Source organism: Nocardioides aurantiacus, from assembly GCF_003752505.1.
GTDB classification, from domain to species: Bacteria; Actinomycetota; Actinomycetes; order Propionibacteriales; family Nocardioidaceae; genus Marmoricola; species Marmoricola aurantiacus.
Genome location: NZ_RKHO01000001.1, coordinates 3,089,082 through 3,105,621, shown reverse-complemented (window position 1 = coordinate 3,105,621; position 16,540 = coordinate 3,089,082). Strand labels below are relative to the sequence as shown.

At 74.8% G+C, this 16,540-nt stretch carries 14 protein-coding genes; 11 read left to right on the top strand and 3 right to left on the bottom strand.

Annotated features, from left to right (window positions below):
• Positions 1-138: 138 nt before the first annotated feature.
• The 4 genes from smc to ftsY all read left to right on the top strand — a co-directional run bounded on the left by smc (position 139) and on the right by ftsY (position 5,632).
• The gene (gene smc / locus EDD33_RS15045) at positions 139-3,699 is read left to right on the top strand and encodes a chromosome segregation protein SMC (protein ID WP_123391786.1); all 3,561 of its coding nucleotides are present in this window, start codon (positions 139-141) and stop codon (positions 3,697-3,699) included.
• Complete coding sequence (locus EDD33_RS15040; protein ID WP_246003540.1) at positions 3,696-4,169, top strand: acyl-CoA thioesterase; 474 nt, start codon at positions 3,696-3,698, stop codon at positions 4,167-4,169. Before smc ends, EDD33_RS15040 begins: the two co-directional genes overlap by 4 nt.
• Positions 4,170-4,246: 77 nt before the next feature.
• Positions 4,247-4,453, top strand: a complete 207-nt coding sequence (locus EDD33_RS15035) for a hypothetical protein (protein WP_123391784.1) — start codon at positions 4,247-4,249, stop codon at positions 4,451-4,453.
• A gap of 24 nt (positions 4,454-4,477) precedes the next feature.
• Positions 4,478-5,632, top strand: a complete 1,155-nt coding sequence (ftsY, locus tag EDD33_RS15030; protein WP_123391782.1) for a signal recognition particle-docking protein FtsY — start codon at positions 4,478-4,480, stop codon at positions 5,630-5,632.
• 26 nt (positions 5,633-5,658) lie between these two features.
• On the opposite strand, the gene EDD33_RS15025 is transcribed toward ftsY, so the two are convergent.
• On the bottom strand, positions 5,659-6,300 hold the full coding sequence (locus EDD33_RS15025) for a TetR/AcrR family transcriptional regulator (protein ID WP_170169841.1): 642 nt from the start codon (positions 6,298-6,300) through the stop codon (positions 5,659-5,661).
• Positions 6,301-6,523: 223 nt separating this feature from the next.
• On the opposite strand from EDD33_RS15025, the gene EDD33_RS15020 reads away from it, so the two are divergent.
• From EDD33_RS15020 to ffh, 5 genes are all read left to right on the top strand, one after another.
• Positions 6,524-7,858, top strand: coding sequence for an ammonium transporter (locus EDD33_RS15020; protein ID WP_123391777.1), 1,335 nt, complete (start codon positions 6,524-6,526; stop codon positions 7,856-7,858).
• On the top strand, positions 7,855-8,193 hold the full coding sequence (locus EDD33_RS15015; protein WP_123391775.1) for a P-II family nitrogen regulator: 339 nt from the start codon (positions 7,855-7,857) through the stop codon (positions 8,191-8,193). The genes EDD33_RS15020 and EDD33_RS15015 overlap by 4 nt, the downstream gene beginning before the upstream one ends.
• Before the next feature lie 122 nt (positions 8,194-8,315).
• On the top strand, positions 8,316-8,654 hold the full coding sequence (locus tag EDD33_RS15010) for a P-II family nitrogen regulator (RefSeq protein WP_123391774.1): 339 nt from the start codon (positions 8,316-8,318) through the stop codon (positions 8,652-8,654).
• 37 nt (positions 8,655-8,691) lie between these two features.
• On the top strand, positions 8,692-10,950 hold the full coding sequence (locus EDD33_RS15005; RefSeq protein ID WP_123391773.1) for a [protein-PII] uridylyltransferase: 2,259 nt from the start codon (positions 8,692-8,694) through the stop codon (positions 10,948-10,950).
• A 72-nt stretch (positions 10,951-11,022) separates the two neighbouring features.
• A complete protein-coding gene (gene ffh, locus EDD33_RS15000) occupies positions 11,023-12,576 on the top strand; it encodes a signal recognition particle protein (RefSeq protein ID WP_123391772.1) in 1,554 nt (517 codons plus the stop codon).
• 18 nt (positions 12,577-12,594) lie between these two features.
• Here ffh and EDD33_RS14995 read toward each other — a convergent pair whose 3' ends face one another.
• Positions 12,595-13,761 (bottom strand): ScyD/ScyE family protein, encoded by a 1,167-nt coding sequence (locus EDD33_RS14995; protein WP_123391770.1) that lies wholly within the window; start codon positions 13,759-13,761, stop codon positions 12,595-12,597.
• 160 nt (positions 13,762-13,921) lie between these two features.
• Between EDD33_RS14995 and EDD33_RS14990 the strand changes: the two genes are divergently transcribed.
• Complete coding sequence (locus EDD33_RS14990) at positions 13,922-14,995, top strand: amidohydrolase family protein (protein ID WP_123391769.1); 1,074 nt, start codon at positions 13,922-13,924, stop codon at positions 14,993-14,995.
• Positions 14,976-15,818 (top strand): putative protein N(5)-glutamine methyltransferase, encoded by an 843-nt coding sequence (locus tag EDD33_RS14985; RefSeq protein ID WP_123391768.1) that lies wholly within the window; start codon positions 14,976-14,978, stop codon positions 15,816-15,818. The genes EDD33_RS14990 and EDD33_RS14985 overlap by 20 nt, the downstream gene beginning before the upstream one ends.
• Here EDD33_RS14985 and EDD33_RS14980 read toward each other — a convergent pair.
• Positions 15,712-16,350 (bottom strand): hypothetical protein, encoded by a 639-nt coding sequence (locus EDD33_RS14980; protein ID WP_123391767.1) that lies wholly within the window; start codon positions 16,348-16,350, stop codon positions 15,712-15,714. The genes EDD33_RS14985 and EDD33_RS14980 overlap by 107 nt on opposite strands.
• Between the last annotated feature and the right edge of the window lie 190 nt (positions 16,351-16,540).

Genomic DNA, 16,540 nt, shown 5'->3' with positions numbered 1-16,540 from the left:
ACGGCGGCCCTCCGCGGGTAGGGTCGGCGGCGCGCTGCTTCCCCGGCGCGGCACAGCACGGTCCGGCCCCGCCCCACGGTGCGCCGGGTCGGGGGCCGCGTCCAGCGCCGAGGGCCGGTCGACCACAGGGAGCAGACGTTGTACCTGAAGAGCCTCACGCTCAAGGGCTTCAAGTCCTTCGCCTCCGCGACCACGCTCCAGCTCGAGCCGGGCATCACCTGCATCGTGGGCCCCAACGGCTCGGGCAAGTCCAACGTCGTCGACGCCCTCGCCTGGGTGATGGGCGAGCAGGGCGCCAAGTCGCTGCGCGGCGGCAAGATGGAGGACGTCATCTTCGCGGGCACGGCCGGACGGCCGCCGCTGGGTCGCGCCGAGGTCGCGCTGACCATCGACAACACCGACGGTGCGCTGCCGATCGAGTACGCCGAGGTCACCATCAGCCGCACGATGTTCCGCAACGGCGGCTCGGAGTACGCCATCAACGGGCACGGCTGCCGGCTGCTCGACGTGCAGGAGCTGCTCAGCGACTCCGGCATCGGCCGCGAGATGCACGTGATCGTCGGCCAGGGCCAGCTCGACTCCATCCTGCGCGCCACGCCGGAGGACCGGCGCGGCTTCATCGAGGAGGCCGCGGGCGTCCTGAAGCACCGCAAGCGCAAGGAGAAGGCGCTGCGCAAGCTGGAGTCGACCTCGGCCAACCTCGCCCGGCTCGGGGACCTGCTGGTCGAGATCCGGCGCCAGCTCAAGCCGCTGGGGCGGCAGGCCGATGTGGCCCGGCGGGCCGCCGTCGTCCAGGCCGACGCCCGCGACGCCCGGGCGCGGCTGCTCGCCGACGACCTGGCCACGGCCCGCCGCTCGCTGGAGCAGGAGCTGGCCGACGAGACCGTGCTCGCCCAGCGGCGCGCCGACGTCGAGCAGGCCCTGACCGCCACCCGTGAGGCCGAGGCGGCGCTGGAGGAGGCGCTGCGCGAGGACCTGCCCGCGCTGGCCGCGGCGCAGGAGACGTGGTTCGGGTTGTCCGGGCTGCGCGAGCGGCTGCGCGGCACCGCCTCGCTCGCCGCGGAGCGCGTCCGCAACGCCGCCTCGCAGCCCGAGGTGCCGCAGGGCCGCGACCCCGACGAGATGGAGGCCGAGGCCGCCCGCGTACAGGTGCAGGAGGACGAGATCGCCGCCGAGGTCGCCCGCCACCGGGCGGCGCTGGACGGCGTGGTGAGCGGTCGCCAGGCCGCCGAGACCGCGGCCGCCGCCGAGGACCGCCGGGTCGCGGACCTGCAGCGCGCCGCCGCCGACCGTCGCGAGGGCCTCGCCCGGCTCCAGGGCCAGGTGGGCGGCCTCCGCAGCCGGGTCGCCGCCTCCGAGGAGGAGGTGGGCCGGCTCGGCGAGGCCCGCGCCCAGGCGCTGTCGCGCGCCGAGCGGGCGCAGCAGGACTTCACCTCGCTGGAGTCCCGGGTCGCGGGCCTCGACGCCGGCGAGGAGGGCCTCGACCACGAGCACGAGGCCGCCACCGCGCTGCTGCAGGACCTCGACGACCGGCTGGGCAAGCTGCGGCTCGACGTGACCGCGGCCGAGCGTGAGCGGAGCAGCCTGACCGCGCGCCGGGAGGCGCTGGAGGTCGGGCTCAACCGCAAGGACGGCACCGGTGCGCTGCTGGCCGCCACGGACCAGGTCACCGGCCTGCTCGGGTCGGTCGCGGCCCTGCTGAGCGTCCGGTCGGGCTACGAGACCGCGGTCGCGGCCGCCCTGGGCGGTGCCGCCGACGCGGTCGCCGTCTCCGACGTCGGGGCCGCGCTCAGCGCCATCGACCACCTCAAGGACGACGACCTCGGCCGCGCCGGGATGCTGCTGGCCGGGTCCGTCCCGGACGGGGTCGACCTGCGGCCGGCGCCGGTCGGCGACCTGTTCACCGGGGCGACGTACGCCCTGGACGTGGTGGAGTGCCCGAGCGGGCTGCGGCCCGCCCTGGAGCGGCTGCTCGCGGGCGTCGTGGTCGTGGACGACCTCGCGGCCGCCCGCTCGCTGGTCGACCGCCAGCCCGGCGTCACCGCGGTGACGCGGGACGGCGACCTCCTGGGCACGCACTTCGCGGCGGGCGGCTCGACCAGCCAACCCAGCCTGATCGAGGTGCAGGCGGCCGTCGACGAGGCGGCCGAGCAGCTCACCGCCGCCTCCCACACGCTCGAGCGGCTCGGCTTCGACGTCGCCACCTTGGAGCGCGAGCGCGAGGAGGCCCGTCGGCGGGTCGACGTCGCCCTGGCCAAGCTGCACGAGTCCGACGCCACCCTGGCCGCCGTCGCCGAGGAGCTCGGCCAGTACGGCTCCCAGGTCCGCAACGCCAAGGCCGAGGCCCAGCGCCTCGCCGAGGCGGTCGCCAAGGCCGAGGCGGGCCGGGTCACGGACCTGGAGGGGCTGGCCGCGCTGGAGACGCGGCTGCGCGAGGCCGAGCACGCGCCGGAGGAGGACCCCGACACCGACACCCGCGACCGGCTGGGGGAGGAGGCGCGCACCGCCCGGGCCGCCGAGACCGACGCCCGGCTGGCGCTGCGCACCAGCGAGGAGCGGGCCCGGGCCATCACCGGCCGGGCCGAGGGCCTGCGCCGACGCGCCCGGTCCGAGCGCGAGGCCCGCGCCGCCGCGGTCGCCCGCCGCGAGCAGCTGCTGGCGGAGGGGCGGGTCGGCGAGGCCGTCGGCCACGCCGTGGGCGTCGTCCTGGCCCGGCTCGAGGAGTCCGTGGAGCGCGCCGCCGCCGAGCGGACCCGGGTCGAGCAGGCCCGGGCCGGGCGCGAGACCGAGCTGCGCGAGACACGGGTCCGGCTGCGCGACCTCGGCCGCGAGCTCGACGAGCTGGTCAACGAGAGCCACCGCGACGAGATGGCGCGGGCCCAGCAGACGATGCGGATCGAGCAGCTCTCCGAGCGGGCGCTCGAGGAGCTCGGCCTCGACCCCGACGCCCTCGTGGCCGACTACGGCCCCGAGCAGCCGGTGCCCTCCACCGTCGAGGTCGCCGAGGGCGAGGAGCCGCCCGAGCCCACCGCCTACGACCGCGAGGAGCAGACGGCCCGGCTCCGGCTGGCCGAGCGCGCCCTGGCGCAGCTGGGGCGCATCAACCCCCTCGCGCTGGAGGAGTTCTCGGCCCTGGAGGAGCGCCACCGCTTCCTGACCGAGCAGCTCGAGGACCTCCGCGGCACCCGCAAGGACCTCCTCGACATCGTCCGCGAGGTCGACGAGCGCGTCGAGCAGGTCTTCACCGAGGCGTACGCCGACGTCAGCGCCGCCTTCGACCAGACCTTCGCCCGGCTGTTCCCGGGCGGCGAGGGCCGGCTGGTGCTGACCGACCCCTCCGACATGCTCACCACGGGTGTCGAGGTCGAGGCCCGCCCGCCGGGCAAGAAGGTCAAGCGGCTCTCGCTGCTCTCCGGCGGCGAGCGCTCGCTCGTGGCGGTGGCCTTCCTCGTCGCGCTGTTCAAGGCCCGCCCCTCGCCGTTCTACATCCTCGACGAGGTCGAGGCCGCGCTCGACGACACCAACCTCGGCCGGCTGCTGGAGATCTACGAGGAGCTGCGCGAGAGCTCGCAGCTGCTCGTGATCACCCACCAGAAGCGGACGATGGAGGTCGGCGACGCGCTCTACGGCGTCACCATGCGCGGAGACGGCGTCTCGGCGGTGATCAGCCAGCGGCTGCGCGAGAGCGAGCCCGCGTGAGCGCGTCCCGCCCGGGGCCCCCGGCCCGCGAGGAGTACGCCGTGTGGCGGCTGGCCACCACCCGCTGGTCCGACGACGACGTCTACGGCCACATGAACAACGCCCGCTACTTCGACCTCATCGACACCGCGGTCAACGCCCACCTCGCCGAGGCGACCGGGGTCGACATCCGTCGCCTCGACGCGGTCGGGGTGGTGGCCGAGGTGGGGTGCCGCTACTTCCGCGAGATGGGCTACCCCCGGCCCGTCGACCTCGGCCTGGTCGTCGACCGGGTCGGCACGTCGTCGGTGACCTACCGGGTCGGGCTGTTCCAGGGCGACCCGGACGGCGAGGGCGCCACGGCGGCGGCCGAGGGGCGGTTCGTCCACGTCTACGTCGACAACACCGGCGCCGGCCGCGACGTACGCCCGCTGCCGGAGGCGGTGCGGGACGCCGTGACCCCGCTGCTGCGGGAGACGCGCGGGGCCTAGGGGGATTTGTCGGTCGTGGCGGGGTCTGTCACGCTCGAGCGGAACCGCTTCGACTCTTCCCCGACGAAGGAGCCCTCATGGGAACCATCGTGGTCGTGGTGCTGCTCGCCCTCGTGCTGGCCACCGCTGTCATCGTGTACGCCGCCTACCCCTACCGCGGCGAGGCCACCCCGGTCTCGCCCCGCATCGGCGAGGTGATGAGTCGCGGCGTCAGCTCGCTGCCCACCATCGACGTCGCGCACGCCGAGGACGACGCCCGGGAGCACGCCGCCTCGCGCCGCTGAGCAGGCGTCTGTTTGGATCGACGCATGATCTCCGGTGTCACCCTGTACGTCGTCATCGCCGTCGCCCTGCTGGTCCTGGCCGGAGGCATCGGCCTCGTCGCCTTTGTCAACGGGCGCAAGCAGCCCAAGCCCCCGGTCGAGGGGCGCGGCGGCGGCGTCATCACCGAGGAGCGACCGCCCGGCACGCCGGACCCGGCGCTCGAGCCGGAGCCCGAGACCCCGGCCGACACCGGTGCGACCCGGCTGCTCGAGCGGCCCGAGGGCACGGCCGGCCGGCTGGTTTGGCTGCGTCAGCGTCTCTCGGGGTCCCAGGGCGGCCTGGGCCGCGGCCTGCTGCTCCTGCTCTCCCGCGACCGGCTCGACGAGGACACGTGGGAGGAGATCGAGGACACCCTCATCACCGCCGACGTGGGCGTCGGGCCCACCCAGGAGCTCGTCGGTCGGCTGCGCACCCGGCTGCGCGTCGAGGGCGGTGCGAGCGAGGCCCGGGCGGTGCTGCGCGAGGAGCTGCTGACGCTCGTCGACCCCTCGATGGACCGCCGGATCGCCGTCACCGGCGCCGAGGGCAAGCCGGGCGTCGTGCTGGTCGTCGGTGTCAACGGGGCCGGCAAGACCACCTCGGTCGGCAAGCTGGCCCGGGTGCTCGTGGCCGAGGACAAGACGGTCGTCCTGGGGGCGGCCGACACCTTCCGTGCCGCTGCCTCCGAGCAGCTCAGCACCTGGGGCGAGCGCGTCGGCGTCGACGTCGTCACCGGCCCCGAGGGCTCGGACCCGGCCAGCGTCGCCTTCGACTCGGTGCGCACCGGCGTGGAGCAGGGCGTGGACGTGGTCGTGGTCGACACCGCCGGCCGGCTGCAGAACAAGGCCGGGCTGATGGACGAGCTCGGCAAGGTCAAGCGGGTGGTCGAGAAGCAGGCGGCCGTCACCGAGGTGCTGCTGGTGCTCGACGCCACCACCGGGCAGAACGGCCTGGTCCAGGCCCGGGTGTTCCGCGAGGCCGTGGACGTCACCGGCATCGTGCTGACCAAGCTCGACGGGTCCGCCAAGGGCGGCATCGTCGTGGCGGTCCAGCGCGAGCTGGGCGTGCCGGTCAAGCTGGTCGGCGTGGGGGAGGGGGCCGACGACCTCGCGCCCTTCGACCCCGCCACGTTCGTCGACGCGCTGCTCGACCCGGCGTAGGGGAGCGACCCGGGTCCGGGGTTCGCTCAGGCGCTGACGCCGACCATCACGAGGTCGACGAGTGCGTCGAGGTCGGCGATGGTCGGCGGCGGGGTGCGCATCACGGTGGCCATCACGACCAGGCCGGTGAGCAGCCGGACCGCCGCCTCCACGGGCACGTCGGGACGCAGCTCGCCGCGCGTCCAGGCGCGCTCGAAGACCTGCTCCGCGCTCTCGGCCGCCCGGCGGCTGGCCTCGCGGTAGAGCGCGGCCATCCGCTCGTCGCGCATCGACTCGCGCACCAGGGTGCGCAGGTAGTCCCCGCCGGCCGGGGAGTTGGCGAAGACCAGCGTCGCACGGAACGCCTCGACGAGGTCGCCGCGCAGGCTGCCGGTGTCCGGCGTGGGCATCTCGTCGCGGTAGAGCTGCTCCATCGCCGCGACGGCGAGGTCCTCCTTGCGCGCCCAGCGGCGGTAGACCGTGGCCTTGCCGACGCCCGCGTTGCTCGCGACCTCGTCGACGGTCATCGAGTCGAAGCCGCGCAGCAGGATCAGCGCGGAGGCAGCGGCGAGGATGCGACCGTCGGCCTCCGGGTCACGCGGCCGGCCGCGCTTGCGGCGGACGGCGGGGGGCCCCGTCAGGGCTTCGGTTCGGGTGCCCGTCCGGGCGTCCGTCGCAGTGGCGTCCACGAGTGAAGAGTAATGTCCGATTAATACACGTATACCCGGTTTACGCAAATCTCGTCGTTCACGTAGTCGTAACACCGGGGACCCAAGCGTGACACCGCCGAAACACCGGTCACAGGTCGGCGAAACCTCGCGCACGCAGAGTTCACGCCACCGGGACCGCGCCGGCCGACGATGCCGTCGGTCGGGGCGCGGTCCGTGCAGTCCACTCACCACTGGAGGTCCCATGGATACGGGCGATACCGCCTGGGTGCTCACGTCGGCAGCCCTCGTGCTGCTGATGACACCCGGCCTGGCGTTGTTCTACGGCGGCATGGTCCGCGCGAAGAGCGTGCTGAACATGATGATGATGAGCTTCGGAGCGCTGGCCCTGATCAGCGTCCTCTGGATCCTCTACGGCTACTCGATGGCGTTCGGCAACGACCTCGGTGGCGGGCTGCTCGGCGACCCGACCGAGTTCTTCGGCCTCAAGGGCCTGATGAGCGAGGACTCGCTCGTCTTCACGGTCCCCTCGCTCGCCTTCGTGGGCTTCCAGGCCGTGTTCGCGATCATCACGGTCGCGCTGATCTCGGGCGCGATCGCCGACCGGGCCCGCTTCGGCCCCTGGATGCTGTTCGCCGGCATCTGGGCCACGGTCGTCTACTTCCCCGTCGCGCACTGGGTGTTCTCCTTCGACGAGGGCACCGCCCCCGTCGGCGGCTGGATCGCCAACAAGCTCGCGGCCATCGACTTCGCGGGCGGCACGGCCGTCCACATCAACGCCGGTGCCGCCGGTCTCGCCCTGGCCATCGTGCTCGGCAAGCGCCTGGGCTGGAAGCGCGACCCGATGCGGCCGCACAACCTGCCGCTGGTGATGCTCGGCGCCGGTCTGCTGTGGTTCGGCTGGTTCGGCTTCAACGCCGGCTCCGCGCTGGGCGCCAACACCATCGCCGCCGTCACCTGGGTCAACACCCTGGGTGCCACCGCTGCCGCCGCCCTGGGCTGGCTGCTGGTGGAGAAGCTGCGCGACGGTCACGCCACCTCGCTGGGTGCCGCCTCGGGCGTCGTCGCCGGCCTGGTCGCGATCACCCCGGCCTGCTCCGCGGTCAACCCCGTCGGTGCCCTGGTCCTCGGTGCGATCGCCGGCGTGCTCTGCGCCCTCGCGGTCGGCCTGAAGTACCGCTTCGGGGTCGACGACTCGCTCGACGTCGTCGGCGTCCACCTCGTGGGCGGTCTCTGGGGCACGATCGCGGTGGGCTTCTTCGCCACCTCGAACGCCCCCGCGGGTGTCGACGGACTCTTCTTCGGTGGCGGCGTCGACCAGCTGTGGCGCCAGGCCGTCGGGGCGTTCGCCGTCCTGGCGTACTCCTTCGTCCTGACGATGGTCATCGGGCTCGCGATCTCCAAGACGATCGGGTTCCGCATCGAGGAGGACGACGAGGTCGAGGGCATCGACTTCACCGAGCACTCCGAGACCGGCTACGACTTCGTGTCGCGCTCGGGCGGTTCCAGCATCCTGAGCGGCGGTGCCCTCAAGCCGGGCGCCCAGGCCGACGCCGAGGCGAGGGGGGTCAACGCATGAAGCTCGTGACCGCGGTGATCAAGCCGCACAAGTGGGAGGACGTCCGCGCGGCCCTCGAGGCCTTCGGCGTCACCGGGATGACGGTGAGCGAGGTCAGCGGCTACGGCCGGCAGAAGGGTCACACCGAGGTCTACCGCGGGGCGGAGTACGACATCGCCCTGGTGCCCAAGATCCGCATCGAGATCATCGTCGACGACGCCGACGTCGAGGACGTGTCGGGGATCGTCGTGAAGGCCGCGCAGACGGGCCGGATCGGTGACGGCAAGGTCTGGGTCTCGCCGGTGGAGTCGGTCGTCCGCGTCCGCACCGGCGACCGCGACGAAGCCGCCATCTGAGGCGATCCGATGACGACGCCCGCAGGGGTGCCACCGTGCTGGTCACGGTCGGTGCCGCTGCGGGCGTCGTGCGCGTCCCGGCGCTTATGTCGCCGGACGCGCAGGACTGAGAGGGTGGAGCCATGAAGATCCTGACGGCGGTCATCAAGCCGCACCGGTGGGACGAGGTCCGCACCGCGCTCGAGGCGGTCGGCGTGACCGGCATGACGGTGAGCGAGGTCAGCGGCTACGGCCGGCAGAAGGGCCACACCGAGGTCTACCGGGGCGCGGAGTACGACGTGTCGCTGGTGCCCAAGGTGCGCCTGGAGGTCGTGCTCGAGGACGCCGACGTCGAGGCGGTGACCGAGGCGGTCGTCGAGGCGGCCCGCACCGGCCGGATCGGAGACGGCAAGGTCTGGGTCTCCCCGGTCGAGTCCGTGGTCCGGGTCCGCACCGGCGACCGGGACGGGTCGGCGCTCTGAGCACCGGGCCGCGCGCGTCCCTGCCGGGGGCGCGCGCGTGACCGACGCGGAGCGCGCCGCGCGGACCCGCTCGGCCGACGCGCTGTGCCTGGAGGCCTTCCGCGCGGCCGGCTGCCCCGAGACCGGGGTGGCGCTGGTGGCCGTCGGCGGCTACGGCCGCGGCGAGCTCGCGCCCCACAGCGACCTCGACGTGGTCCTGGTGCTGGCCGACGACGTCGAGGTCGGCGCGTGGGCGGGGGACCTGTGGTACCCGCTCTGGGACTCCGGGTGGACCATCGACCACGCGGTGCGCACGGTCAGCGAGGTGCTCGCGCAGGCGGCGGCCGACCTGCGGGTGGCGGCCGGCATGCTCGACGTACGCCACCTGGCGGGGGACCCGGGGCTGACGCTGCAGCTGCGCACCGCCGTGCTGACGCAGTGGCGCCGCGACGCCCGCACCCGGCTCGGCGAGCTGCGCGAGCTGGTGCTCGAGCGCGGTCGGCGCAGCGGCGAGCTGGCCCACGCCTCCGTGCCCGACCTCAAGGAGTCGGCCGGCGGCCTCCGCGACGCCACCGTGCTCAAGGCGCTGGTGGCGAGCTGGGTCGTCGACGTGCCCCACGGCGAGCTCGAGCGCTGCCGGGTGGCGCTGCTCGACGTGCGCGACGCGGTCCACGAAGTGGCCGGACGGGCCACCGACCGGGTGGTGCCGGAGTACTGGCCCGACGTGGCGCAGGCGCTCGGCCTGCCCGGTCCCGACGCCGCCCAGGCGCACACGCGCGGCCTGGCCCGGCGGCTGACCCACCTCTCGCGGCTGGCCTGGCGTCGCGCCGAGGCCACGTTGCGCGAGCCCCACCCGACCCGGCGCCGCGCCCCGCAGCTGACGCGGGTGGCCCCCGGTGTCGCGCTGTCCTTCGAGGAGGTCGTCCTGGACCGGGGCGCCCCGGTGGCCGAGGACCCCCTGCTGCTGCTCCGGTGCGCCGCCGAGGCCGCGGAGCGCGACCTGGTGCTCGCGCCCCCGACCGTGGCGCGGCTGGTGCGCGAGGGCGCCCCGCTGCCCGACCCGTGGCCCGACGGTGCCCGCGACCTGCTGGTCCGGCTGCTCGCCGCCGGCCCCGGCCTGCTCGGCGTCTGGGAGACCCTCGACGAGACCGGGGCGCTTGAGTCGGTGCTGCCCGAGTGGGAGCGGGTGCGGCTGCTGCCGCACGCCTCGGCGATCCACCGGTTCACCGTCGACCGCCACCTCGTCGAGACCTGCACCGAGGCGGCCGCGCTGATCCGTCGGGTCGCCCGGCCCGACGTGCTGATGGTGGCCGCGCTGCTGCACGACATCGGCAAGGGCCAGCTGACCGAGCACTGCGTCGCCGGCGAGCCCATCGCGCGCCGGATCGCCCAGCGCATCGGCTTCGACGCCGACGAGGTCGACCTGGTCGGCGACCTGGTGCGCTGGCACCTGCTGCTGCCCGAGACCGCCACCACCCGGGACCCCGACGACCCGGCCACCGTCGCCCTGGTCACGGCGCGGGTGCGCGACCGCGAGGAGCTGGAGCTGCTCGCGGCGCTGACCGAGGCCGACGCCCGGGCGACCTCGGACAAGGCCTGGACCCGCTGGCGGGCCTCCCTGGTCGCGGGTCTCGTGCGCCGCGCGGGGGCGGTGCTGGCCGACGAGCCGCTCCCGGCCGACGAGGTCGACCGCGTGGAGGTGCCCGCGTCGGTCCGCGAGGACCCGCGCGCGGTGGCCGTCACCGTGGAGGAGGTCGCCGACGGGGCCCGGGTGCAGGTCGTCTCCGGCGACCGGACCGGCCTGCTGGCCGACGCCGCGGCGATGCTCGCCCTGCAGCGTGTCTCGGTCCGCGCCGCGCGGGCCTGGACCCAGGACGGCGTCGGGGTCTCGGTGTGGGACGTCGTGGAGTCGGGCCTCGACGAGATCCTGCTGCGCCAGCGTCTCGAGGCCGTCGTCGACGGCCGGGTCGACGCCGCCGCCCGGCTGCGCCGCCCCACCCCGGTGCGGCTCGAGCCCACGGTGGCCGTGCGCACCGACGCCTCCACGACCGCCACCGTCGTCGAGGTCCGCTCGGCCGACCGGCCGGGCCTGATCCACACCGTCTGCTCGGCCCTGGCCCGGATGGACGTCTCGGTGCGCTCGGCCCACGTCTCCACGCTCGGGCCCCAGGCCGTGGACGTCTTCTACGTGCAGGAGGCCTCGGCCGGAGCGCTGTCGGAGGAGCGGGCGGCCTCGGCGGCGCACGCGGTGCGCGAGGCCCTCGTCACGACGTACGCCCCCTCGGGCGCGGGAGCGGCGGGTCCGGGGCGGGGCTAGGCTGGCCGTCCGGCGTACCGGCCCCCCGGGGCGTCGCCGCCCCTGACGTCGTCACCCGAGGAATCGCCCACCGTGTTCGCCACGCTCTCCGACCGCCTCTCCGACACCTTCAAGAACCTCCGCGGGAAGGGTCGGCTCTCCGAGGCCGACATCGACGCGACCGCGCGCGAGATCCGGCTCGCGCTGCTCGAGGCCGACGTCGCGCTGCCGGTGGTCAAGCAGTTCGTGGCCTCGGTCAAGGAGCGGGCACGCGGGTCCGAGGTCAGCGGGGCGCTGAACCCGGCCCAGCAGGTCATCAAGATCGTCAACGAGGAGCTCGTCGGGATCCTCGGCGGCGAGACCCGGCGGCTGCGGTTCGCCAAGCAGCCCCCGACCGTCATCATGCTCGCGGGCCTCCAGGGCGCCGGCAAGACGACGCTGGCGGCCAAGCTCGCGCTGTGGCTCAAGGGCCAGGGCACCAGCCCGATGCTCGTCGCGGCCGACCTCCAGCGCCCCAACGCGGTCAAGCAGCTCCAGGTCAACGGCGAGCGAGCCGGCGTCACCGTCTTCGCCCCCGAGCCCGGCAACGGCGTCGGCGACCCGGTCGCGGTGGCCCGCCGGGCCATCGAGGAGGCCAAGCGCACCCTGCACGACGTCGTCATCGTCGACACCGCCGGCCGGCTCGGCATCGACGCCGAGCTGATGCAGCAGGCCGCTGACATCCGCGACGCGGTCCAGCCCGACGAGGTGCTCTTCGTCGTCGACGCGATGATCGGCCAGGACGCGGTCAACACCGCGCAGGCCTTCCTCGACGGTGTCGGCTACGACGCGGTCGTGCTGACCAAGCTCGACGGCGACGCCCGCGGCGGCGCGGCCCTGTCGATCGCCTCGATGACCGGCAAGCCGGTCATGTTCGCCTCCAACGGCGAGAAGCTCACCGACTTCGACCTCTTCCACCCCGACCGGATGGCCTCGCGCATCCTCGACATGGGCGACCTGCTCACCCTGATCGAGCAGGCCGAGAAGACCTTCGACGCCGACCAGGCCGCCAAGGCCGCAGCCAAGCTCCAGGGCCAGGGCGGGGAGTTCACCCTCGACGACTTCCTCGAGCAGATGCAGCAGGTCCGCAAGATGGGCTCGCTGACCAAGATGCTCGGGATGCTGCCCGGCATGGGCCAGTTTCGCGAGCAGCTGGAGAACTTCGACGAGCGCGAGATCGACCGGATCCAGGCGATCATCCAGTCGATGACGCCGGCCGAGCGGGCCAACCCCAAGATGATCGACGGCTCCCGCCGCTCGCGCATCGCCAAGGGCTCCGGCCGCGCCGTCAGCGACGTCAACCAGCTCGTCGACCGGTTCTTCGAGGCCCGCAAGATGATGCAGCAGATGGCCCGCGGCGGCGCCCCGGCGATGCCCGGCATGCCCGGCGTCGGGATGGGCAAGAAGGCCAAGGGCCGCCAGGCGCCGCAGCCGCGCAAGGCCAAGGGTCGCCGTCAGTCCGGCAACCCCGCCAAGCGCACCCCGGCGCCCGCGGCCGACACGACGCCCGAGGCGGCGCCCGGCGCGGCCTTCGGCCTCGGTGCCGGCCAGGGCGGCGAGGAGTTCGACCCCTCGCAGTTGCCCGACCTGTCCAAGTACCTCAAGTAGCCGCGACCGGGCGGCCCGTCACCGCAGGCGGACCCGGGTGACGGTGCCGCCGTCGGCGCAGACGCTGCAGGTCGTGACGTACGCCGAGGACCCGCGCACCGCCACGCCGTAGGGCGCGGCCAGGCCGGAGGCGACCGTCGTCGGCGCCGTCGACCCGGGCGGCACCCGCACCAGCGAGCCGGTGGGCAGCTGGCCCTCGGGCGTGGCCAGCAGGCCGCCGTCGGCCAGCTGGACGGCGTACAGACGACCCTTGCTCCAGGTCAGGTCGGTGACGTTGGTCAGGCCAGAGGCCCAGACCGTCGGCGCCCGGCCGGGCACCACCCGGTAGATCCGGGCGCCGCCCTTCGGGAACGGGAAGCCGGTCAGCTGGCTGACGAAGTAGGAGCCGCGCGGCCCGGGCGTGACCGAGGTGGGCACGGCGTCCATCGGGACGGGCGGACCGCCGAAGGGGTTCGCCACCTCACGCTTCGGGAACGTCGCCACGGTGGTGACCCGGCCGAACCGGGCGCGCACCAGGCTGTTGCCGCCGGCGTCGGTGACGAGCAGCCCGCGGCCGGTGCGGGTCAGTCCGCCGGGGTTGCTGTCGGGAGCCGGGTCGCCGGTCTCGGGATCGACGCTGCCGTCGGGGTTCACGTCCTGCTCGTACGCCGCCAGGTCGGCGTACACGAAGGGCGCGCTGCCGAGCCGGCCGGCCAGGACGGTGCCGAGCTGCCGCCGCGCGGGCGGGGTGAGCCGGTTGCGGAAGGCCTCGTCGCCGCCGAGCCCCATCGAGATCCGGTAGTGGCCGCGTCGGTCGACCGAGACGTCGGTCGGGCCGGTGGCCTGGGCGCCCCCCTCGCCGGCCAGCGACGGCAGCCCGGTGACGACCCGGCGCTGCCGGCCGCCGGCGACCATCGTGACGGCGCCGCTCGCGCCCAGGCAGATCTCCTCCTGCTCGGCGCCTCCCACGCAGGGGCCGCTGCCGCCCTGGCCCGACTCGGCCACGAAGAGCCGGCCGCGGCGGTCGAAGGAGAGCTGGCGGGGGTTGTCGAGACCGGTGGCGACCACGGTGCGGCCGTGGCGCTCGGACTGCTCGGCGGCGGCGGTCGTCCCCGCGGTGGCCGGTGGGGTCAGGGCCACGGCGGCGGTCGCGAGCGCGGTGCCGAGCAGGGCGGTCAGGTGGAGGGGTCGGACGGTGCGTGACATCGGTGGCTCCCGGAGCGGTGTGACGTGGATCCCACACCGTGGACACGAGCATTTCGAGACCGCAACCCCGGTCTAGGTCGCGAAATGCGGTCATAGCCGGGCCAGTCGCGACACTTCGCCGGCGTCGTACGACGTCCTGGGTCGCGATAGCGTCCCCGCCATGGCAGCGCAGCGATTCGCCGGCCCGGTGCTCCCCGACGGCGAGACCCGGGACCTCTACGTCGTCGACGGGCAGGTCACCTACGAGCGGCAGCCCGGCGCCGACACCGTCGCCCAGGGGTGGATCGTGCCGGGGCTGGTCGACGCCCACTGCCACCTCGGCCTCGACGACGACGGTGCCCTGGGTCAGGCCGAGACCGAGCAGCAGGCGATCGACGACCGCGACGGCGGGGCGCTGCTGATCCGCGACTGCGGCTCGGCCGCCGACACCTCGTGGATCCACGAGCGGGACGACCTGCCGCGGCTGGTCCGGGCCGGGCGGCACATCGCCCGCACCCGGCGCTACATCCGCAACTACGCCCACGAGGTCGAGCCCGAGGAGCTGTCGGCGTACGTCGCCCAGGAGGCGCAGCGCGGCGACGGCTGGGTCAAGCTGGTGGGCGACTGGATCTCCCGCGACAGCGGTGACCTCGCGCCCTCCTTCGGTCCCGAGGCGTTCGCCGACGCGATCCGCACCGCCCACGAGCACGGCGCCAAGGTGACCGCGCACTGCTTCGGCCACGAGGTGCTCGGCGGCCTGATCGACGCCGGCATCGACTGCGTGGAGCACGGCACCGGACTGACCCCCGACCTCGTGGAGCGGATGGTGGCCGGGTCGGTGGCGCTGGTGCCCACGGTGATGCAGCTGGAGAAGTTCCCGGAGTACGCCGAGGCCGGGGCCGCGAAGTTCCCCGACTACGCCGCCACCATGACCGACCTCCACGCCCGGCGCCGCGAGACCCTGATGAACGCCCACGAGGCGGGTGTCGCGCTCTACGCCGGCTCCGACGGGGGCGGGCTGTCGCGGCACGGCAACCTCGCCGGCGAGGTGGTCGCCCTGCACGACCTCGGGCTGAGCACCGAGGAGGCGCTGGGCGCGGCGTCCTGGCGGGCGCGGGAGTGGCTCGGCCTGGACGGCTACCTGCAGGAGGGCACCTCGGCCGACTTCGTGGTCTACGACGCCGACCCGCGCGAGGACCTCACGGTGCTGCGGCGCCCGACCGCCGTCGTGCTGCGTGGCCGCGTCGTCGCCTGACCCCGCTCCCGGGCTGGTCGCCCGGCTCCGGGCCGCCGGCTGCGTGTACGCCGAGGACGAGGCCGCGCTGCTGCAGGGGACCGGCGCCACCGGACCGGTCCTCGAGGCCCTGGTGGCCCGTCGGGTCGCGGGGGAGCCGCTCGAGCAGGTGCTGGGGTGGGCGGAGTTCGCGGGGCGGCGGGTGCGGGTGCTGCCGGGCGTCTTCGTGCCGCGCCGGCGCACCGGGGCGGTGGCGGCGCTGGCGGTCCGGCTCCTGGCCGACCACGCCGCGCCGGTCGTGGTCGACCTGTGCTGCGGGACGGGCGCGCTGGCGCTGGTGGTCGGCGAGGAGGTGCCCGGCGCCGAGGTGCACGCCGCCGACCTCGACCCCGTCGCGGTGGCCTGCGCCCGGCTCAACCTCCCGGGGGCGGGCGTCCACGAGGGCGACCTGTTCGCGGCGCTGCCCGGCCGGCTGCGCGGTGGGGTCGACCTGGTGACCTGCAACGCGCCGTACGTCCCGACGGGGTCGATCGCGCTGCTGCCGCCCGAGGCCCGCGACCACGAGCACCGCGTCGCGCTCGACGGCGGCACCGACGGCCTCGACCTGCACCGTCGCGTGGCGGCCGCCGCCCCGGACTGGCTCGCGCCCGGCGGCGCGCTGCTCCTGGAGACGAGCGAGGACCAGGCCCCCGGGTCCGTGGCGGCCTGCGTCGCCGCGGGGCTGGACGCCGAGGTCGTCACCACCCGCGGGACGGGCTCGACGGTGGTGCTGGCGCGCCGCCCGGTCCACCGTGGTGTCCGCGGGGGGACCGCGGTGGTCGGGTGGACCACAGCACGGTGGTGACGACCAGGACCACGAGGCCCACGCCGCCCAGCGCCAGCGGGCCCAGGATCGTCAGCACCAGGCCGATCGCGAACCCCGCACCCAGCGGGCTCCCGATCCGCAGTTGCTCCACCGGGGCCTCGCACCCCACCCGGACCTCCGCGGTGGTGGGGCTGGTGAAGGTCGAGACCCCCGTCCAGGTCGTGCCCATCGTCGTCACCGTGGTGGCGACGGTCGTCGGGCGCAGCGGCAGCTCGCGGCCCCGGCCGTCGACGACACGGCACCGGGGCGCGGGCTCGCCCGCGGGCACGAACAGCATCCGTTCCTCCCCGACGGGCACGCCGGCGCTGATCGGCTGCCCCGGCCCGGGCACCAACGCCACCACGTCGGTGTCGGTGCCGCGGCCGACCGTCGTGACCAGCCCGACCACGAAGACCACCGCCGCCAGGGCCAGCAGCACGCCCCCGACCGCGAACCAGCCGCGACGCGGCCGGGGCCTGGCCGGCAGGGCGTCGTACGGGGGCGGCGGGACCTGCGGTGACGGCTGGCTCACCGCTGGATCGTCGCACCGCACCGGCGTCGAGGTGGCTCGATTCGGTCGTGGTGGGCAGGGCGTGGCAGAATCACCGGCTGAGTCGTACGCCGACCGGGCCCTCTCACCCGTCCGGTGCACGCCATCGGGTCCCACCGCCCTGTCCCCACGGGGTCGAGGAGGACCCAACCACCACACGAACCGTCAAGGA